This window comes from Lacinutrix mariniflava, from assembly GCF_001418015.1.
GTDB classification, from domain to species: domain Bacteria; phylum Bacteroidota; class Bacteroidia; order Flavobacteriales; family Flavobacteriaceae; genus Lacinutrix; species Lacinutrix mariniflava.
Map to the genome: position 1 here is coordinate 1 of NZ_LIQG01000017.1, position 17,479 is coordinate 17,479.

The 17,479-nt window shown below is 31.2% G+C and carries 15 protein-coding genes; 10 read left to right on the plus strand and 5 right to left on the minus strand.

Annotated features, from left to right (window positions below):
* Positions 1-36: 36 nt before the first annotated feature.
* Entirely contained in the window at positions 37-1,164 is a 1,128-nt protein-coding gene (locus ASC44_RS01490; RefSeq protein ID WP_055445859.1) for a carboxypeptidase-like regulatory domain-containing protein, read from the minus strand.
* Positions 1,165-1,354: 190 nt separating this feature from the next.
* Positions 1,355-4,243: a TonB-dependent receptor gene (locus ASC44_RS01495; protein ID WP_055445860.1), complete on the minus strand. Its 2,889-nt coding sequence runs from the start codon at positions 4,241-4,243 to the stop codon at positions 1,355-1,357.
* Between the two features lie 202 nt (positions 4,244-4,445).
* Between ASC44_RS01495 and ychF the strand changes: the two genes are divergently transcribed.
* The 8 genes from ychF (at position 4,446) to ASC44_RS01530 (ending at position 13,397) form a co-directional block, all read left to right on the plus strand.
* A complete protein-coding gene (ychF, locus tag ASC44_RS01500) occupies positions 4,446-5,540 on the plus strand; it encodes a redox-regulated ATPase YchF (RefSeq protein ID WP_055445861.1) in 1,095 nt (364 codons plus the stop codon).
* Between the two features lie 181 nt (positions 5,541-5,721).
* The gene (locus tag ASC44_RS01505) at positions 5,722-6,177 is read left to right on the plus strand and encodes an SRPBCC family protein (RefSeq protein WP_055445862.1); all 456 of its coding nucleotides are present in this window, start codon (positions 5,722-5,724) and stop codon (positions 6,175-6,177) included.
* A gap of 72 nt (positions 6,178-6,249) precedes the next feature.
* The gene (locus ASC44_RS01510; RefSeq protein WP_055445863.1) at positions 6,250-7,158 is read left to right on the plus strand and encodes a DMT family transporter; all 909 of its coding nucleotides are present in this window, start codon (positions 6,250-6,252) and stop codon (positions 7,156-7,158) included.
* A 141-nt stretch (positions 7,159-7,299) separates the two neighbouring features.
* Positions 7,300-9,159, plus strand: a complete 1,860-nt coding sequence (locus ASC44_RS01515) for a DNA topoisomerase IV subunit B (RefSeq protein WP_055445864.1) — start codon at positions 7,300-7,302, stop codon at positions 9,157-9,159.
* A gap of 21 nt (positions 9,160-9,180) precedes the next feature.
* Positions 9,181-9,357, plus strand: a complete 177-nt coding sequence (locus ASC44_RS18005; protein ID WP_161804992.1) for a hypothetical protein — start codon at positions 9,181-9,183, stop codon at positions 9,355-9,357.
* 91 nt (positions 9,358-9,448) lie between these two features.
* On the plus strand, positions 9,449-9,634 hold the full coding sequence (locus ASC44_RS01520; RefSeq protein WP_055445865.1) for a hypothetical protein: 186 nt from the start codon (positions 9,449-9,451) through the stop codon (positions 9,632-9,634).
* A gap of 35 nt (positions 9,635-9,669) precedes the next feature.
* Positions 9,670-12,393: a DNA gyrase/topoisomerase IV subunit A gene (locus ASC44_RS01525; RefSeq protein ID WP_055445866.1), complete on the plus strand. Its 2,724-nt coding sequence runs from the start codon at positions 9,670-9,672 to the stop codon at positions 12,391-12,393.
* Between the two features lie 341 nt (positions 12,394-12,734).
* The gene (locus ASC44_RS01530; protein WP_055445867.1) at positions 12,735-13,397 is read left to right on the plus strand and encodes an ATP-binding cassette domain-containing protein; all 663 of its coding nucleotides are present in this window, start codon (positions 12,735-12,737) and stop codon (positions 13,395-13,397) included.
* Between the two features lie 110 nt (positions 13,398-13,507).
* Here the strand turns inward: ASC44_RS01530 and ASC44_RS01535 are convergent, their stop codons facing one another.
* From ASC44_RS01535 to ASC44_RS01545, 3 genes are all read right to left on the minus strand, one after another.
* Positions 13,508-14,296, minus strand: a complete 789-nt coding sequence (locus ASC44_RS01535) for a TerC family protein (protein ID WP_055445868.1) — start codon at positions 14,294-14,296, stop codon at positions 13,508-13,510.
* Positions 14,297-14,303: 7 nt separating this feature from the next.
* A complete protein-coding gene (locus ASC44_RS01540; protein WP_055445869.1) occupies positions 14,304-14,681 on the minus strand; it encodes a hypothetical protein in 378 nt (125 codons plus the stop codon).
* Positions 14,682-14,990: 309 nt separating this feature from the next.
* Positions 14,991-15,407, minus strand: coding sequence for a helix-turn-helix domain-containing protein (locus ASC44_RS01545; protein ID WP_055445870.1), 417 nt, complete (start codon positions 15,405-15,407; stop codon positions 14,991-14,993).
* A 314-nt stretch (positions 15,408-15,721) separates the two neighbouring features.
* On the opposite strand from ASC44_RS01545, the gene ASC44_RS01550 reads away from it, so the two are divergent.
* Entirely contained in the window at positions 15,722-16,864 is a 1,143-nt protein-coding gene (locus ASC44_RS01550) for a M14 family zinc carboxypeptidase (protein ID WP_055445871.1), read from the plus strand.
* A gap of 71 nt (positions 16,865-16,935) precedes the next feature.
* The gene (locus ASC44_RS01555; RefSeq protein WP_055445872.1) at positions 16,936-17,415 is read left to right on the plus strand and encodes an Lrp/AsnC family transcriptional regulator; all 480 of its coding nucleotides are present in this window, start codon (positions 16,936-16,938) and stop codon (positions 17,413-17,415) included.
* Positions 17,416-17,479: the final 64 nt, after the last annotated feature.

Sequence of the window (17,479 nt, forward strand, 5' to 3'; positions counted from 1 at the left end):
TTTTACATGTTCGGCTTTTTTTATATTGTATCTGCATTAATCGATGTCAGTCATTTCAAAAACTAAATACTCCATTATTCTATCTGTTGTAGTGAAATCGAATTCTTGGTTCTCTGTATGAAATGAAGAATAGAAAATAGCACCTTGGCCTAATAGAAATGTAAACGCTAAATCTTTGTTTTCTGTTATAGTTGTAGAAGTCGCATCATTATAATCTACTTCACCATTAATCCAGGAGATCGTTGTAGCAGGATCATAAGACTCTACAACCTGCCAAGCGTATAGAAATTCATCAATTTCCACAACATCATTAATAGATATTCCATAGTTTAATAATAACCAAGCACTTAAATTACCATCTAAAATAGTAGCAGTAGTCGTTAAGGATTGTCCGCTTCGTCTAGGTGTGTAGAAAGACAAATAATTAGTATCGTTATTTGTTATGGTATTTAATAGACTAGACGACCAATCTGTAACATATAAAAACCCTCCATTATTTACATAGTCCATTAAGTTTTGCTCGTAAATAGGATTTTCTGAATGGTCACTGCAATTAATAAATAAAACATCGTAAGATGCTAAAAGAGTAGGATCAGACATTAAATCTGTATAAGAGAAGCCTACATTAGGATTTAATATTGGATTTTTTATTTGGCTATTACCATTATTGGTTCCGTTTCCATGCGCTAAGTTATCTAAAGCCATGTTTTTATTTGTAGAGATACCATCTATTATATCGAATAATGGTTCTGCTGTAATAGGGTTTATTAAGCCAATACCATATAGAACACTTTCAATATTATCGTAACTTCCTGTAATTACTCCAATGTTAGGAAGTATTTCAATTTTATAACTTTCTAAAGTTATGTCTTCTTCAACCCTGATTTGTTTTTCGGTAGTAAATAGTCCTTTAGATAGCTTTAAATTATAATCACCTTTTTTAAGAGATAATTGAAAATTACCTTGAGCATCTGTTGTAGTTTCAAATGCGACTATATTATTGTGCAAAGCGATAACTTTTGCATTTACAATAGGATCTATAGTGTTAGGAGCGAGTAGCTTGCCAGAAATAGTTATGTTTTCTGGATTTGGGTTTGGTTTTTCATCTTCGGCACAAGAAAAAACAAATAGTAGTAAAAATGCTGATAAAATAATTGATCTCATAATGGTTGGTTTTTGTGATATATAAATACAACAACTTTAATGTTAAAACTCCTACCTTTTGTTTAATTGCAACTATCTATTTGTCAGGTTTATATGTGTGTTTTTTTTTGCGATTTTTAATATAAAAATATTGAATAAAAAAATGCTACTCGGGTAGGAGTAGCATTTTAAATTATAAACTTAGGTTTAATTAAAACTTGTAGTTTATAGATAAGTTAAACATAGTACCTAATTGACTAAAATGAGAACCATCGTAAGTAGTTTGAGAATAACGTTGGTTAAAAGTAATTAAGTTAGATTGGTTTCTTGTTGCTGCAGCATCTGCTAAAATAGCATCACCATCTGCATTTTCTGCCTTAAACTCCCATTCTGGTAATACATTAAGAAGGTTGTTTATATTTAAAGAAATTGTCAATTTATCTGTAGCGTTATAGTTAACCGCTAAATCTGTAACAATTTTAGGTATAAACTCTGTGCGTAAATCATTACTTAAACCTTGCTGCTTAAAAGTAGTTTTACCAAAGTAAGTATTGTTTAAAGAGAACCCGAATTTATTAATGTCGTAATTAGCTCCAAGAATCCATTTTGTTTCTGGTCTAGAAGTAAAAAATAAAGCTTCTTGAGTTGCATTTACAACAGATTGTCCTGCGTTTGCTACTAAAGGAATATCTTTAACAGCTCCGTCTCTTTCGTTTTTTATAGTATAATTTCCAGAAAGATTAAGATCTAAATCGCCTTCTCCTAAAGAAATATTTCTTTTGCTTAAAACAACATCAATTCCAGATGTTCTAGTATCTATAGCGTTAGAAAAGAAACTTACATCGTTTAAGTTGTTGTCTCTCAAAATATCATCTAATGGAGTTGTTCCAATGTTGTTTCCATCATCATCAAAATCAGTACCAGTTATTTCAGAACCTAAAACAATTCTATCTTTTACAGAAATACTATAGTAGTCTACTGTAAATGTTAGATTGTCAGCTAGTTTTCCTCCAAATCCTATTGTAAAGTTGTTTGAAGTTTCAGCATCTAATTCTGGTATGCCTAATAATTTAGCTTGTGTTGAAACATTGTTAATTAAACCTCCAACTTGAATTCCTGATCCAGGAGTAAAGCTATACTGTGCTTTTTGAGTGTAAATTTGGTGAAGCGTTGGCGCTCTAAATCCTGAAGAAATAGATGCTCTAGCTGTTAGGTTTTCGGTTAATTTGTAACGTGAACTTAATTTATAAACGAAAGTGTTACCAAAATCAGAATAATTTTCTGTTCTAATTGTTCCGCTTAATAGAAAAGCGTCATTTACATCATAATCTAAAGAGAAATAACCACCAATGTTATAACGGTTGAATTTACCAGAGTTTTGAGGAGCATTACCAGAAAAAGAATCTGCACCACCACCATCATAAGAAGCTAATTCACCTTCAATAACTTCAAAAGTTTCATTTCTAAACTCGGCACCAAAACCAACGCTTACTTTATCAGATAGTATTCTAGAAATATCAATGTTTCCTACATTATGAGTGAATTTTGTTCCACCTGGATCGAATGATTGTTGACTGTTTTCTCTGTATAATTCTGTAGGCTCAAATTCACCAGTATCAGGATTATAGCTAGGAGCGAATACGTCATTCCTGTTATGAGAATTACTAACAGTATAAGTTTGCGTGTTACCACCGGTTGTGTAACTTAAATCTACATTCCAATCGTTAACTTTTGTTTTTACACCAATAGTACCATTGTAATCGTTTAATAAACCTTCAAAAGTTGGAGTGTAACCATCGTAACCTCCTGCAGTATTAGGGTTGCTACCAGGGAAAAAATCTGCTAAATAAGGATCTTCATCAACAGATCTCCAATAAGGTGTTCTATTATTTGCAAAACTATTAACCTTTTTATAAACATAAGCTGCGTTAAAATACAATTCTGTATTATCTGCAACATCATAGCCACCATTAATTAAAAACTTAGAAGATGCATTTTCAGGTGATCCATTTATATTATCTGCATCAGGATTACGACCTAAATACTCGTTTATTTGACTAACACCTGCTGCGTTGTCTGCAGTAATAGAAGCAGGAGTAGCTCCATCTACGTGATTGCTAGTGTCATTTGGATCAAGATATACAAAATCTGCATACTCACCGCCTTCTAATGGTTCTCCATTTGGTCCAAGATTAGATGTTCCTCCATCTACAGTACCAGGTCTGTTTGATAAATTAGTTTTAGATAAATCTATAGTATAGTTAATATAACCTTTATCGTCACCAATACTAGTACCGTTGTTTACAGAAAAACCTATTGTTTCTCCATCACCTTCAGAAGATATTCCAGTTCTTAACGTTGCAGAACCTTTATTAACGTCGTCTTTTAATATAATGTTCATTACACCAGCAATGGCATCAGATCCATACTGTGCAGATGCACCATCACGTAAAATTTCAACTCTTTTAATAGCGTCTGTTGGTATTGCAGAAATATCTGCACCAGTTTCACCACGTCCTGGAGAGGTTTGTGTGTATAATAACGCACTTAAATTTTTACGTTTACCATTAATAAGAATTAATGTTCTACTTGGTCCCATGTTTCTAATTTCGTAAGGATCTAATAAAGAAGTAGCATCATTTACAGGCGTTTGTACTGTGTTAAACGATGGAATTCTGTATTGTAAAGCTTTATCGAAAGTAGCTTGACCTGTAGCTACTAATTCTTGAGAGCCTACAACATCTACTGGTAAAGCCGTGTCAACATTACTTCTTGGTGCTGTACGTGAACCTACAAGTACAATCTCTTCTAAAGCTTCTCCATCTGCCAAAGTTACATTGATAGTAGATTTCCCGTTTACTTTAATTTCTTGTTTTGCATAACCTACAGAGCTGTATACTAATGTAGCATTATCACCAACGCTAATAGTGTAGTTTCCATCAAAATCTGTAGCAGTTCCGTTTTGCGTGCCTTTTTCTACAATGTTAATACCAGGGAGTCCAGAGCCATCGACATCTGTTACTTTTCCTTCGAGGGATTGTTGAGCAAAAGTAAATGCCGTACAAAGTAGTAAGGCAAATAATAAGTTAAGTTTTTTCATGTAATATGGATTAAATTAATTTTAGCTAAAATATGTTAAAGAAATCACAAAAAGGTTATAATCTCATTGTAATTTTAGTTTTATTAAGAGTTTATCTGATATTATTATTATAAAATTGTTAAATAAATTCATTTTTAAATAATATTTAAAATCTTCACTTTAACATATAGTATGTTATATTTGCAGCTTTAAAATTAATAAAATGAAAGCAGGAATAGTAGGCTTACCAAACGTAGGCAAATCAACTTTATTTAATTGTTTATCTAATGCTAAAGCGCAAAGTGCAAACTTTCCGTTTTGTACTATAGAACCAAATATTGGTGTAGTAAATGTACCAGATCCAAGACTTCAAAAATTAGAAGAATTAGTAAATCCAGAACGTGTTTTACCAGCAACAGTAGAGATTGTTGATATTGCAGGATTGGTAAAAGGAGCTAGTAAAGGAGAAGGTTTAGGGAACCAATTCTTAGCTAATATTCGTGAAACAGATGCTATTTTACACGTATTACGTTGCTTTGATAATGATAATATTATACATGTAGATGGAAAGATAGATCCTATTAGTGATAAGGAGACTATTGATATAGAGTTACAATTAAAAGATTTGGAGACAGTAGATAAGAAGCTTGAAAAAGTGAAGCGTGCTGCAAAAACTGGAAATAAAGAAGCACAGAAAGAAGAAGCTGTTCTTTTAAAACTAAAAGCAGGTTTAGAGGCCGGAATTTCTGTTCGTGCTTTAGAGTTTACAGAAGATGAAGATAGAGAGTTTGTAAAGCCGTCGCAATTAATAACAGATAAACCAGTACTTTATGTTTGTAATGTAGATGAAGGTTCTGCTGTTAATGGAAACGAGTATGTAGATAGAGTTAAAGAAGCAGTAAAAGATGAAGGTGCTGAAGTTTTAGTACTTGCAGTAGGAACAGAGGCTGATATTACAGAATTAGACGATTACGAAGAGCGTCAAATGTTTTTAGGAGATATTGGTTTAGATGAGCCAGGTTCTGCTAAACTAATCCGTTCTGCTTACAAGTTATTAAACCTACAAACCTATTTTACAGCAGGTGTAAAAGAAGTGCGTGCTTGGACAATTAATATTGGATCAACTGCACCTCAGGCAGCAGGAGTGATACATACAGATTTCGAAAAAGGTTTTATTCGTGCAGAAGTTATTGGTTATAATGATTACGTAGAGCATGGAAGTGAAGCTAAAGTAAAAGAAGCTGGTAAAATGAAAGTAGAAGGTAAAACTTACGTAGTTAAAGACGGAGATGTTATGCATTTCTTATTTAATGTGTAAATAAGTATCAAGAGCGTAAAACTTTTAGATATAAGAATAAAGACTAAAACCGAGATGAATTTTTCATCTCGGTTTTTTTATTGAAAGTGGATGCTATGAGTAAAAGCATGTATATCTTTATAATTAATTAAGGCAGTTAGGATGATAATGTCATTCTGAGTTTGTCGAAGTATTTTACAACATGCCATTAATAGAACTTAAAACAATAATAAACGCAGATATTGAAACCTGTTTTAATTTGTCTCGTAATATTGATTTTCATAAAGCTTCAATGAAGCATTCAAAAGAAAGAGCAATTGCTGGTAAAACTTCAGGATTAATAGAATTAGGTGAATGGGTAACTTGGGAGGCGACTCATTTTGGAATTAAACAAGAGTTAACTTCTAAAATCACGGAATTTAAAACACCTTATTATTTTGTAGATGAAATGCTTTCTGGTGCTTTTAAAAGCTTTAGGCATGAGCATATTTTTTCTTCCGAAGAACACAAAACACTTATGATTGATAAATTTTATTTTCAATCTCCTTTCGGAATTGTAGGAAGGCTATTAAATACGTTATTATTAAAGCGTTACATGGTTAATTTGCTAACAACTAGAAATCAGTTTTTAAAACAGAAAGCTGAAAGTCAACAATAATTATTGCGTTGAGTATCGTAATAAGTATCCTATTTTATTTAGCACAAAAAATTAGTGTTATAATTTTACCAAATGGACTCTAAAAAAACTTTAATCAATGGTGTTTTATTAGGCATTTTAGGAATAGTATTATTCTCCTCTAAAGCTGTGATGGTAAAACTAGCATATCAATATAAAATTGATGCGCTTAGTGTGCTATTTTTAAGAATGTTATTTTCTTTTCCGTTTTATATTGTGATTGCTTACATTTATAGAAACGAGAAAAAAGGAGAAGCCGCTATTAACACTAAAGATTACCAATGGCTCGTCTTTTTTGGTGTTGTTGGTTATTATTTAGCGAGTTATTTCGATTTTGTTGGCTTAACATATATAAAAGCAAGCTTAGAGCGCATTATCCTTTTCGTTTACCCAACAATTGTGTTGCTGTTTAATAAATTATTTCTCAAAAAGAAGATTACTAAAAATCAAAAAATAGCAATATTAATAACTTACATAGGCATTATAATCACTTTTGGAAGCGAAGTTAGTATCTCTGGAAGTAATGCTTATATCGGAGGCTTTTTTGTACTGCTAAGCGCTATTACTTTTGCTTCTTATTTAGTAGGTAGTGGTTGGTTAATTCCTAAATTTGGAGTTGTTCGGTTTACAGCATATGCAATGTTAATATCATGTATTTGTGTGTTTGTTCATTTCGGAATTATATCTCAAGTAGATATATTTAATTTCCCATGGCAAGTCTATGTTTTAGGCTTGTTAATAGCTGTTTTTGCAACAGTAATTCCTTCGTTTTTAGTGTCTATTTCAATTAAATTAATAAGCTCTTCAAATTTTGCAATTATAGCAGGAATTGGACCCATTTCAACCATAATTTTAGCAGTTGTTTTTTTAAATGAAAAGCTAGCAATTTTACAAATATTTGGAACTGTAGTTGTTATTTTAGGAATACTATTAGTATCTAAAAAGAGTGTAAAAAAAGATTAAATTTTAGATGATAAATGCTTAAAAATTAATATTCTCAACAACATTATTTCTCTATTGTTAATTACTTTATCGATACAGTGTTTTATTTTTTAGTATGTTATATTATATTAGCAGTTGCATCCTAATTTCGCTCTCAATCCTATGGCTGAAGAAACAAAATATACCGAAGATAATATACGCTCGCTCGACTGGAAAGAACATATTCGTATGCGTCCAGGAATGTATATTGGTAAGTTAGGTGATGGGTCTTCGCCAGACGATGGTATATACATTCTTCTTAAAGAAGTCTTAGACAACTCTATAGATGAGTTTGTAATGGGAGCGGGTAAAAATATTGAGATCTCTGTTCAAGGTACTAAAGTAATTGTTCGCGATTATGGTCGTGGTATTCCGTTAGGTAAAGTGGTAGACGTTGTGTCTAAAATGAACACCGGTGGAAAGTACGATTCTAAAGCCTTTAAAAAATCGGTAGGATTAAACGGTGTTGGTACAAAAGCAGTAAATGCATTGTCATCTTACTTTAGAGTAGAATCTTCTAGAGATGGTAGAAGTGCTTCTGCAGATTTCGAGCAAGGAAATTTAATAACTCAAGAACTTTTAGAAGAAACGAGTAGACGAAAAGGGACTAAAGTATCTTTCGTACCAGATGAAATTATCTTCAAAAACTATAAGTACAGACCAGAGTACATAGTAAAAATGCTTAAAAACTATGTGTACCTAAATCCAGGTTTAACAATAGTTTTTAATGGCGAAAAATATTACAGTGAAAACGGTCTTAAAGATCTTTTATCTGAAAAAATTGCAGAATCAGATTTACTATATCCAATTATTCATCTTAAAGGTGAAGATATTGAAGTAGCACTTACACACAGTAAAACACAATATAGCGAAGAGTACAACAGTTTCGTAAACGGACAAAATACTACGCAAGGTGGAACACACTTAATAGCCTTTAGAGAAGCTATTGTAAAAACAATTCGTGATTTCTATGGTAAGCAATACGATGCATCAGATATTAGAAAATCTGTTGTTTCTGCCATTGCCATTAAGGTTATGGAGCCCATTTTCGAGAGTCAGACTAAAACAAAGTTAGGTTCTACAGATATGGGAGGTGAGTTACCAACTGTAAGAACGTACATAAACGATTTTTTAAAAACACAATTAGATAATTACCTACATAAAAATACAGACACTGCAGAGAAAATTCAACGTAAAATTCTACAAGCAGAACGTGAACGTAAAGAATTATCTGGTATTAGAAAATTAGCAAAAGACAGAGCTAAAAAATCTAATTTACACAATAAGAAGTTACGCGATTGTCGTGTACACTTTGGAGATGCTAAAAACCCAAGAAATTTAGAGTCGACTTTGTTTATTACAGAGGGAGACTCAGCATCAGGTAGTATTACAAAATCTCGAGATGTAAACACGCAAGCTGTTTTTAGTTTAAAAGGTAAGCCATTAAATTGTTATGGTTTAACAAAGAAAATTGTTTACGAAAACGAAGAATTTAATTTACTACAAGCAGCATTAAATATAGAGGAATCTCTTGCCGATTTGCGTTACAATAACGTAGTAATAGCAACAGATGCCGATGTCGATGGTATGCACATTCGCTTATTATTAATAACATTTTTTCTTCAGTTTTTTCCTGAAGTTATAAAAGAAGGACATTTATATATTTTACAAACACCTTTGTTTAGAGTTCGTAATAAGAAGAAAACAATTTATTGTTATTCTGATGAAGAAAAAAGAAACGCCTTAGAAGAATTAAAACCAAAACCTGAAATTACCCGATTTAAAGGTCTTGGTGAAATTTCACCAGACGAGTTTGTGCACTTCATTGGAGACGATATTCGCTTAGATCCAGTAATGTTAGACGATAATATGTCTATAGATGAATTGCTATCTTTCTATATGGGGAAAAACACACCTACAAGACAAGAGTTTATTATAAATAATTTGAAGGTTGAGGTAGATTTAATTGAAGAAGAGAAATAAAAAATAATCATTTACTAACGAATGAAAATATTTAAAATAGTAGGTTGGGTATTGCTTATAGGTTATTGGATTTCTAAGATTTTTACAAACGATTTAGAGGTTAAAGGAAATACAATGTATTATGTCGCAGTATTAATTTCGGCATTAGGTTTGGCTAAAAGTATATACGATTATAAATCAGCATTAAAAGATGAATAATTGTTTGCAGTTCTGGCATTGATGCGGAATTCAAAAAAATATAAAATTAAACGATTAGATTTTTAAGGTTGGTTTAATAGAAGAAGTAATTATGAACTTAAATTTAATACAAAAAAACTTAACTATTATTGCATTAGCCGTAGCCTTAGGATGGGTTTTAACGCTAGATTTTAGTAATTTAAGTTGGGAGGTAAATAAGATGTCTTATTATGGAATAGGAATCATGTTGTTTTTGGCATTAATTACTTTTATAAAATATAAAGGCTCTAAAAATTAAATAGTATTACATTCTTTAGGGATGATAAATTGAATATGACAGAAGAAAACGACGATTTAGAGAACATAACAAACGAAGAGAATTTAGAACCACAAGAAACCATTACCAGAATTACTGGAATGTACAAAGAGTGGTTTTTAGATTATGCTTCGTATGTAATTTTAGAACGTGCAGTGCCAGCCATAGAAGATGGTTTTAAGCCTGTGCAACGTCGTATCATGCATTCTATGAAGGATCTAGACGATGGTCGTTACAATAAAGTAGCAAACATTGTTGGTCACACCATGCAGTATCATCCACACGGTGATGCGAGTATTGCAGATGCTATGGTTCAAATTGGCCAGAAAGATTTATTAATAGACACACAAGGTAACTGGGGAAATATACTTACAGGAGATAGAGCAGCAGCTTCTCGTTATATTGAAGCGCGTATTTCTAAATTTGGATTAGACGTTGTCTTTAATCCTAAAATTACAGAGTGGCAGCAGAGTTACGATGGTAGAAGGAAAGAACCAACCAATCTTCCGGTAATGTTTCCGCTATTATTAGCGCAAGGAGGCGAAGGAATTGCCGTAGGTTTATCGACTAAAATATTACCTCACAATTTTATTGAATTAATTGATGCTTCAATAAAGCATTTACAAGGCAAGCGTTTTACTATTCTTCCAGATTTTCCAACTGCAGGTGTTGCAGATTTTTCAAATTATAATGATGGTTTAAGAGGTGGAAAAGTACGTGTGCGTGCTAAGATTTCGCAAACCGATAAAAATACGTTGGTTATTACCGAAATTCCTTTTGGTACAACAACATCATCACTTATCGATTCGATATTAAAAGCGAACGATAAAGGGAAAATTAAGATTAAAAAAATTGAAGATAATACAGCTGCTAACGTAGAGATATTAATTCAATTACCTTCAGGTTTATCACCAGATAAAACTATTGATGCGTTATTTGCTTTTACAAGTTGTGAAAGTTCAATTTCGCCTTTAGGTTGTGTTATTGAAGATAATAAACCATTATTTGTTGGTGTTACCGAAATGCTACGTCGTAGTACAGATAACACAGTGCAACTTTTAAAGCAAGAGCTTGAAATTAAACTTGGTGAGTTTGAAGAGCAATGGCACTTTGCGAGTTTAGAACGTATTTTTATAGAAAATAGAATCTATCGCGATATTGAAGAAGAAGAAACTTGGGATGGTGTTATTACTGCTATCGATAAAGGACTTCAACCACATATAAAACATTTAAAACGTAGTGTAACTGTTGAGGATATTACACGTTTAACTGAAATTCGAATCAAGCGTATTTCGAAATTTGATATTGATAAAGCACAACAAAAAATTGATGCTTTAGAAGAGCAAATTGCTGAGGTGAAGCATCATCTTGCAAACCTTATAGATTATGCAATTGCATACTTTACAAGATTGAAAAAGGAATATGGAGAAGGTCGAGAGCGTAAAACGGAAATACGTACGTTTGGAGATGTAGATGCTACCAAGGTAATTATTAGAAACACAAAACTCTATGTTAATAGAGAGGAAGGTTTTATTGGTACCTCTTTACGAAAAGACGAGTATGTTGGCGATTGTAGTGATATCGACGATATTATTGCGTTTACAGGTGATGGGAAAATGATGGTAACTAAGGTGGATACTAAAACCTTTATTGGTAAAGATATTATACACGTCGCCATTTTTAAAAAGAAAGACAAGCGTACTATTTATAACATGATTTATCGCGATGGAAGTAAAGGTGCATCATATATAAAACGTTTTGCGGTAACATCTGTTACTAGAGATAAAGAGTACGATTTAACTAATGGAACTAAAAGTTCTAAATTATGGTATTTTTCAGCGAATCCTAATGGTGAAGCTGAGGTTATTTCGATAGCATTACGTCAAGTTGGTAGTGTGAAGAAATTAAAATGGGATGTCGATTTTACCGATATTCTAATTAAAGGCCGCGCTTCAAAAGGAAACGTGGTTACTAAATACCCAATAAAATCTATAGATTTAAAAGAAAAAGGTATTTCGACATTAAAACCGCGTAAAATATGGTTCGACGATACTGTGCAGCGTATAAATGTTGATGCTCGTGGAGAATTAATAGGTGAGTTTAAAGGCGAAGATATGCTGTTAATTATCAATCAGAAAGGAATGGTGAAAACGGTAACTCCAGAAGTGACGCTTCATTTTGATGATGATATGATTGTTCTAGAAAAATGGATTCCTGAAAAACCAATTTCAGCTATTTATTTCGATGGTAAAAACGAGAAATATTATGTTAAACGTTTTTTAATTGAACATGAAGGTCGGGAGGAGAGCTTTATTACAGAGCATGAAAAGTCGCAATTAGAAATTGTTTCTACAGATTGGAAACCTATGGCAGAAATTGTATTTGTTAAAGAAAGAGGTAAAGATAGGCGAGAAGATGAATCGATTAATATCGAAGATTTTATTGCAGTTAAAGGACTTTCAGCTTTAGGAAATCAATTAACAAAGTACAAAGTAAATCAGGTTAATCTATTAGAGCCTTTAGAGTACGAAGTTCCAGAGGAGCTCGTTGTTGAAGACATAGAGGTTGTTGATGAAGTTGTTGTGGAAAACGTTTTACCTATAGATGTTCCTGTTGTTGAAATTGAAAAGCCAATCAAAGAATTTAAAAGTAAAGAAGATAAAGCTAAAAAAGCTTTAGAAAGAGCGATCCAAAAGAAAAAAGAAAACCTTGAAGGTGAAGATCAGACGTCGTTGTTTTAATTAGAATTAACTTAATTTTCTGATAGTTTAGTTTTTTGATATTTATTTTTAAATAATTATAAAAAAAAACTAAACCTGAGACTTCTAAAAAACATACTCTTATTTCAGAAGAAAATATTTTTTACTTCTTATGTAATTTCTGTTCCAACTGCTCTTTTAGGAAATGTAGCAGTTATTGGTATTTCTGTTATGCTGGTTATGTTATTGCTGCATTATTTTATATACGAAGTTAAGAACCAACACGAATATTTCTACTATTATAATTTGGGGTTTACAAGGTTGCAACTATGGTTGTCAACTTTATTTTTGGGTTTAATTAATGTTTTAATATTTACATTAATATGAGTCGTCTTTTTGTTGATAGCATTACTAAGTCTTATAACAACAGAGTCATCTTGTCTGATGTATTTTTGTCTTGTGAAATAGGAGAGGTTAAAGCATTAATAGGCAGAAATGGCTGTGGTAAATCGACAGTGCTTAAAATTATATTTGGAGTAGAAAAAGCTGAAAGCAAATTTGTCAAAATTGATGGAAAGTTGATTAAAAGTACATCCGATTGTAAAGGCTTAATTAGTTACTTGCCTCAAAAACATTTTTTACCCAACGGAGTTAGAGTTATAAAAATTATTAATCTATTTCTCGAAGAAAGATATAGAGAAAAACTACTTTCAAACAAATTTATAATCCCTTTACTTAATAGAGCTAGTCAAGAACTTTCTGGAGGGCAAAGAAGAATTATTGAAATTTTATTATTAATTCATTCTAATTCAAAATTTATATTATTGGACGAGCCTTTTAATGGTGTTAGTCCAATATTAAAGGAGTATATAATAGAATGCATAATGGAAGTGAAAAATGAAAAAGGAATAATTATTACAGATCATGATTATGAAAATGTATTAAATATAGCCGATAACATAATTTTTTTAAAAGATGGTTATTTAAGAGTTATTAAAGAAAAATCTCAATTAACAGAATTGGGCTATTTTGTGAGAATGGATTAGAATATAACTACTCTTAAGGTTTAGGTTAAATAAATAGTACAGTGCATTCTTAACAAGGTAATTAGTCTCTCTCGAAGCTTAATTTTATAATAAATTAATTTTTAAAAATCTTATTTGTTAGACTTGCTAGTCTTCTTGTTTAAAAACTCTACAAATAAAGAAAACGTTATTGCAAAATATAGATAACCTTTAGGTATTGCGCCAACAGTGTTTCCAAAAAACTTAGTGTGAGAGAGGTGAGCCGCTTCAGTAAGCAGCATAAAACCAATCAATATTAAAAATGATAATCCTAGTATTTGAATACTTGGGTTTTCATCTATAAAACGTCTTATTTTGTTTGCAAAACCAATCATTATTGCAATGGAGATAACAACTGCAATTATCATTAAAATAAGGTTGTGATCTTGGTTGTCTGATAGACCGTTAGTCATTCCAACTGCAGTTAAAATAGAATCAATAGAGAAAATAAAATCAATAATTAGTATTTGCACAATAGCGTGTTTGAAAGATTTTATCACTTTTCCTTTTGCCTGGTCTTCATCGTGATGTGGAGTTTCAACTTTCTCTCTAATTTCCGAAGTAGATTTATAAATTAAAAATAAACCACCACAAAATAGTATTAACGCTTGCCAGCTTATTTCAAGATGAAGCCAGCTCGTATCTATAACTTTAAAGGGTTCTGAAAGCCCTACTAAAAATGACACAAAGAACAATAGAATAATGCGTTGTACCATTGCTAACAACAATCCTATGTTAGTTATTTTTTCACGTTGTTCTTCCGGAAGCTTATTAGCAGCGATAGAAATAAATACAATATTATCTATCCCTAGAATAATCTCGAGAAAGGTTAAAGTTAATAAAGCAAAAATTGCATCAGAAGTTAATAGGAAGTCCAACATCGCTATTTTAGTTTTTAATTAATTTAGCTCTTAGCGCAGTGCCTTTTTGTTTTTCAGATTTTCCAACATAAGAATACTCAAAAGTATAGCTAGAATCTGTTGTGCTTAGAATTTTTAAATGAATATCATTTTTATCAGCCATACGTTTGGGATTAATAGTTTTAAAAATAACTTCACAATCGTTAATCCATCTTACTTCAGATGAATCTGTTTTATTATCGTATGTTTCTATTTGAAGGTTTTCAGTCCTTAATATGTGTCCAGTTTTTTCAACGCCATTGTCAGTGTAATTGAATTCAAAATAACCTGTTTTGTAATCTGTACATTTTCGTTGTGGTTGCTGGCAACTTACAATAAGAATAAATAGGAAGAGTATCTGTTTCATTTTTAAAATTTGCTTAATAACAAAATTACAAAATGAATAGGTTAAAAATGTGCTTTTTTACTAATCTCTTAGAATCGCGTATTTAAGTTTTCTCGAAGCTTTGTGCGTAATTCGTAAAATTTCAAAAAAGACATGTCGACTATATTAAATCGAAAAACGATAGATTTTAGTTATGAATTGAATTTGATATTTTAATCTGAGTAATTTTGAAAAAATAAAATAGAAGCAAAGAGAAAAACATGTTTTTATCAAAGTGGTAAGAAAATCGATTTTTTCGAAAATGATAAATTAATAAATTATAATTAAAATTTAATTCTCAAAATTTGAAAAACTGCCGTCTTTATAAAAAATGATTATGCGATCAATTTCTTTTTTAGAATTTGAGGTTATTTGTTTTACTTCAGAAATCTCAGTTGTGATTTTTTCAGTTTGAGGAGTTGAAAATAAATCTTCATTTTGAGGTTTAGGTTTTTGCTCTACTTTTTGTTCTGCATTTTTTTCAGCTGGAAAATTTCCTTTTCCATTCATCAACCAATACAATTGTACTTCCGGAAAAGAGGAGAGTACTTTCAATACAAATTCCAAACTTGGTTTATTTCTACCAGATAGTATATGAGAAATACTCGAGCGTTGTACACCTATTTTTTCGGCAAAAGAAGACGCGCTTTCACCGTAGTAATCGATCACCTTTTTTAATCTTTTAGTAAATTCTTCGTTGTTTATCATTGTTACACAAATGTAAACAATCTAACAATAAGAAGGTGTTTACAATTGTGTATTTAACAGTTTTATTATTCATTGATACGGACTAATAAGTTATATTTTATTAAACTTAAACTTTAAACAAGTGAATGTAAATGACTGAAAACATAATAGTTGTAAATATAAAAGTGTTTCGTATTCTAATTCTGTTAAAATTGATTGAACGAACCTATTGTTTTTATAAGTTTTGGTTACACTTGTAAATTACATTTGTAACAATCTATGTTTACAAATGTAAAATAGATATTGTTTACATTTGTAACATAAACAAAACCTACATGGAAGACATAACGTTAAAGGCTATATTTAATACACATAAGGAAATAGATCTTTTTGGGCGATATATTCATACTAAGCATATTACTCCGCTTTTAAATAAGCATGCGAATAATTTTAAAATAGAGGTTGTTGGGCAGTCTGTTTTAAAGGAAGATATTTATTCTATAAGCATTGGATCTGGTAAAAAAAAGATTTTAATGTGGTCTCAGATGCATGGAAACGAATCGACAACTACTAAGGCTATTTTCGATTTACTCAACTTTTTTACAGATAATTCTCAGGCAAAGTCAATTTTAAGCAGCTGTACAATACTTATAATTCCTATTTTGAATCCAGACGGAGCTAAAGCGTATACGCGATTAAATGCTAATTCTGTCGACTTAAATAGAGATGCTCAAAATCTTACACAGCCAGAAAGCAAGGTGTTAAAAAGTGTCTTTAATAGCTTTAAGCCAGATTATTGTTTCAATTTACATGGGCAGCGTACTATATTTAGTGCAGGAAAAACGAATAATTCGGCCAGTTTATCCTTTTTATCTCCAGCTCAAGATAAAGAGTGTACGATTACGGGTAATAGAAAAATTGCGATGTCTATTATTGTTAAGATAAATAATATGCTGCAAAAAGAGTTGTTGGGCCAGGTTGGAACATATGATGATGCTTTTAATATTAACTGCGTTGGTGATGCTTTTCAAAGTTTAAACGTGCCGACAGTGTTGTTTGAAGCTGGTCATTGTGCTAACGATTACGAGAGAGAAGAGGTGAGACGTTATGTTTTTCAATCCTATTTAGTTTCTTTATTCGCGATTGCAGAGGATGCTATTGATTTAGAGGACTATTGTGAATATGCGGGCATTCCGCAGAATGATAAGTTATTTTATGATGTGATAATAAGGAATGCGCTCCATAATAATGAATATTTAGACATTGCTATACAGTATCAGGAAAAATTGATTGATAAAAAACTCCATTTTATTCCTAAAATTGAAAAAATAGCTAATCTTGATGATTTTTTCTCGCATAATCAATTGAATGCTAATGGTCACACGGTTTTAGATGCACAAAGAGTTCCTGTTGTTGTAGGTGTCGAAAACGATTTCGTAATAATAAATAACGCAAAATTTTCAATTAAATTTGATTAATCTGTATTTTTAGTAAGGATAATTCAGTAAAAATGTATTATTTTTGTTTTTTATTTAAGAAAATATATAAAATGGCTAAATTTAAACTAGACGAAATAGATCATCAAATTCTTGATATGCTGATCGATAATACAAGAGTTCCTTTTACAGATATTGCAAAAAAGTTATTAATATCTGCTGGAACTGTTCACGTAAGGGTGAAGAAAATGGAAGATGCTGGAATTATTAAAGGTTCTTCTCTTACTTTAGATTATAAGAAATTAGGGTATTCATTCATAGCTTATGTGGGTGTTTTTCTTAAGAATACATCGGAAACAACGTTTGTTTTAGAGCGTATAAACGAGATTCCTTTTGTTACTGTAGCTCATGTTACTACTGGTAAGTTTAATGTCTTTTGTAAAATAAGAGCGAAGAATACTGAGCATGCAAAAGATATTATTTTTAGACTTGACGATATTGAAGGTGTGTACAGAACAGAAACAATGATATCTTTAGAAGAAAGCTTAAACGACAAAAAACGTTTAATGCATGATATTTTTAATTCTATTTAGAAAACTAAAACTATTATAAATTAAAGTCCTTTAGCTATCTTGCTGAAGGACTTTTTTATGAATA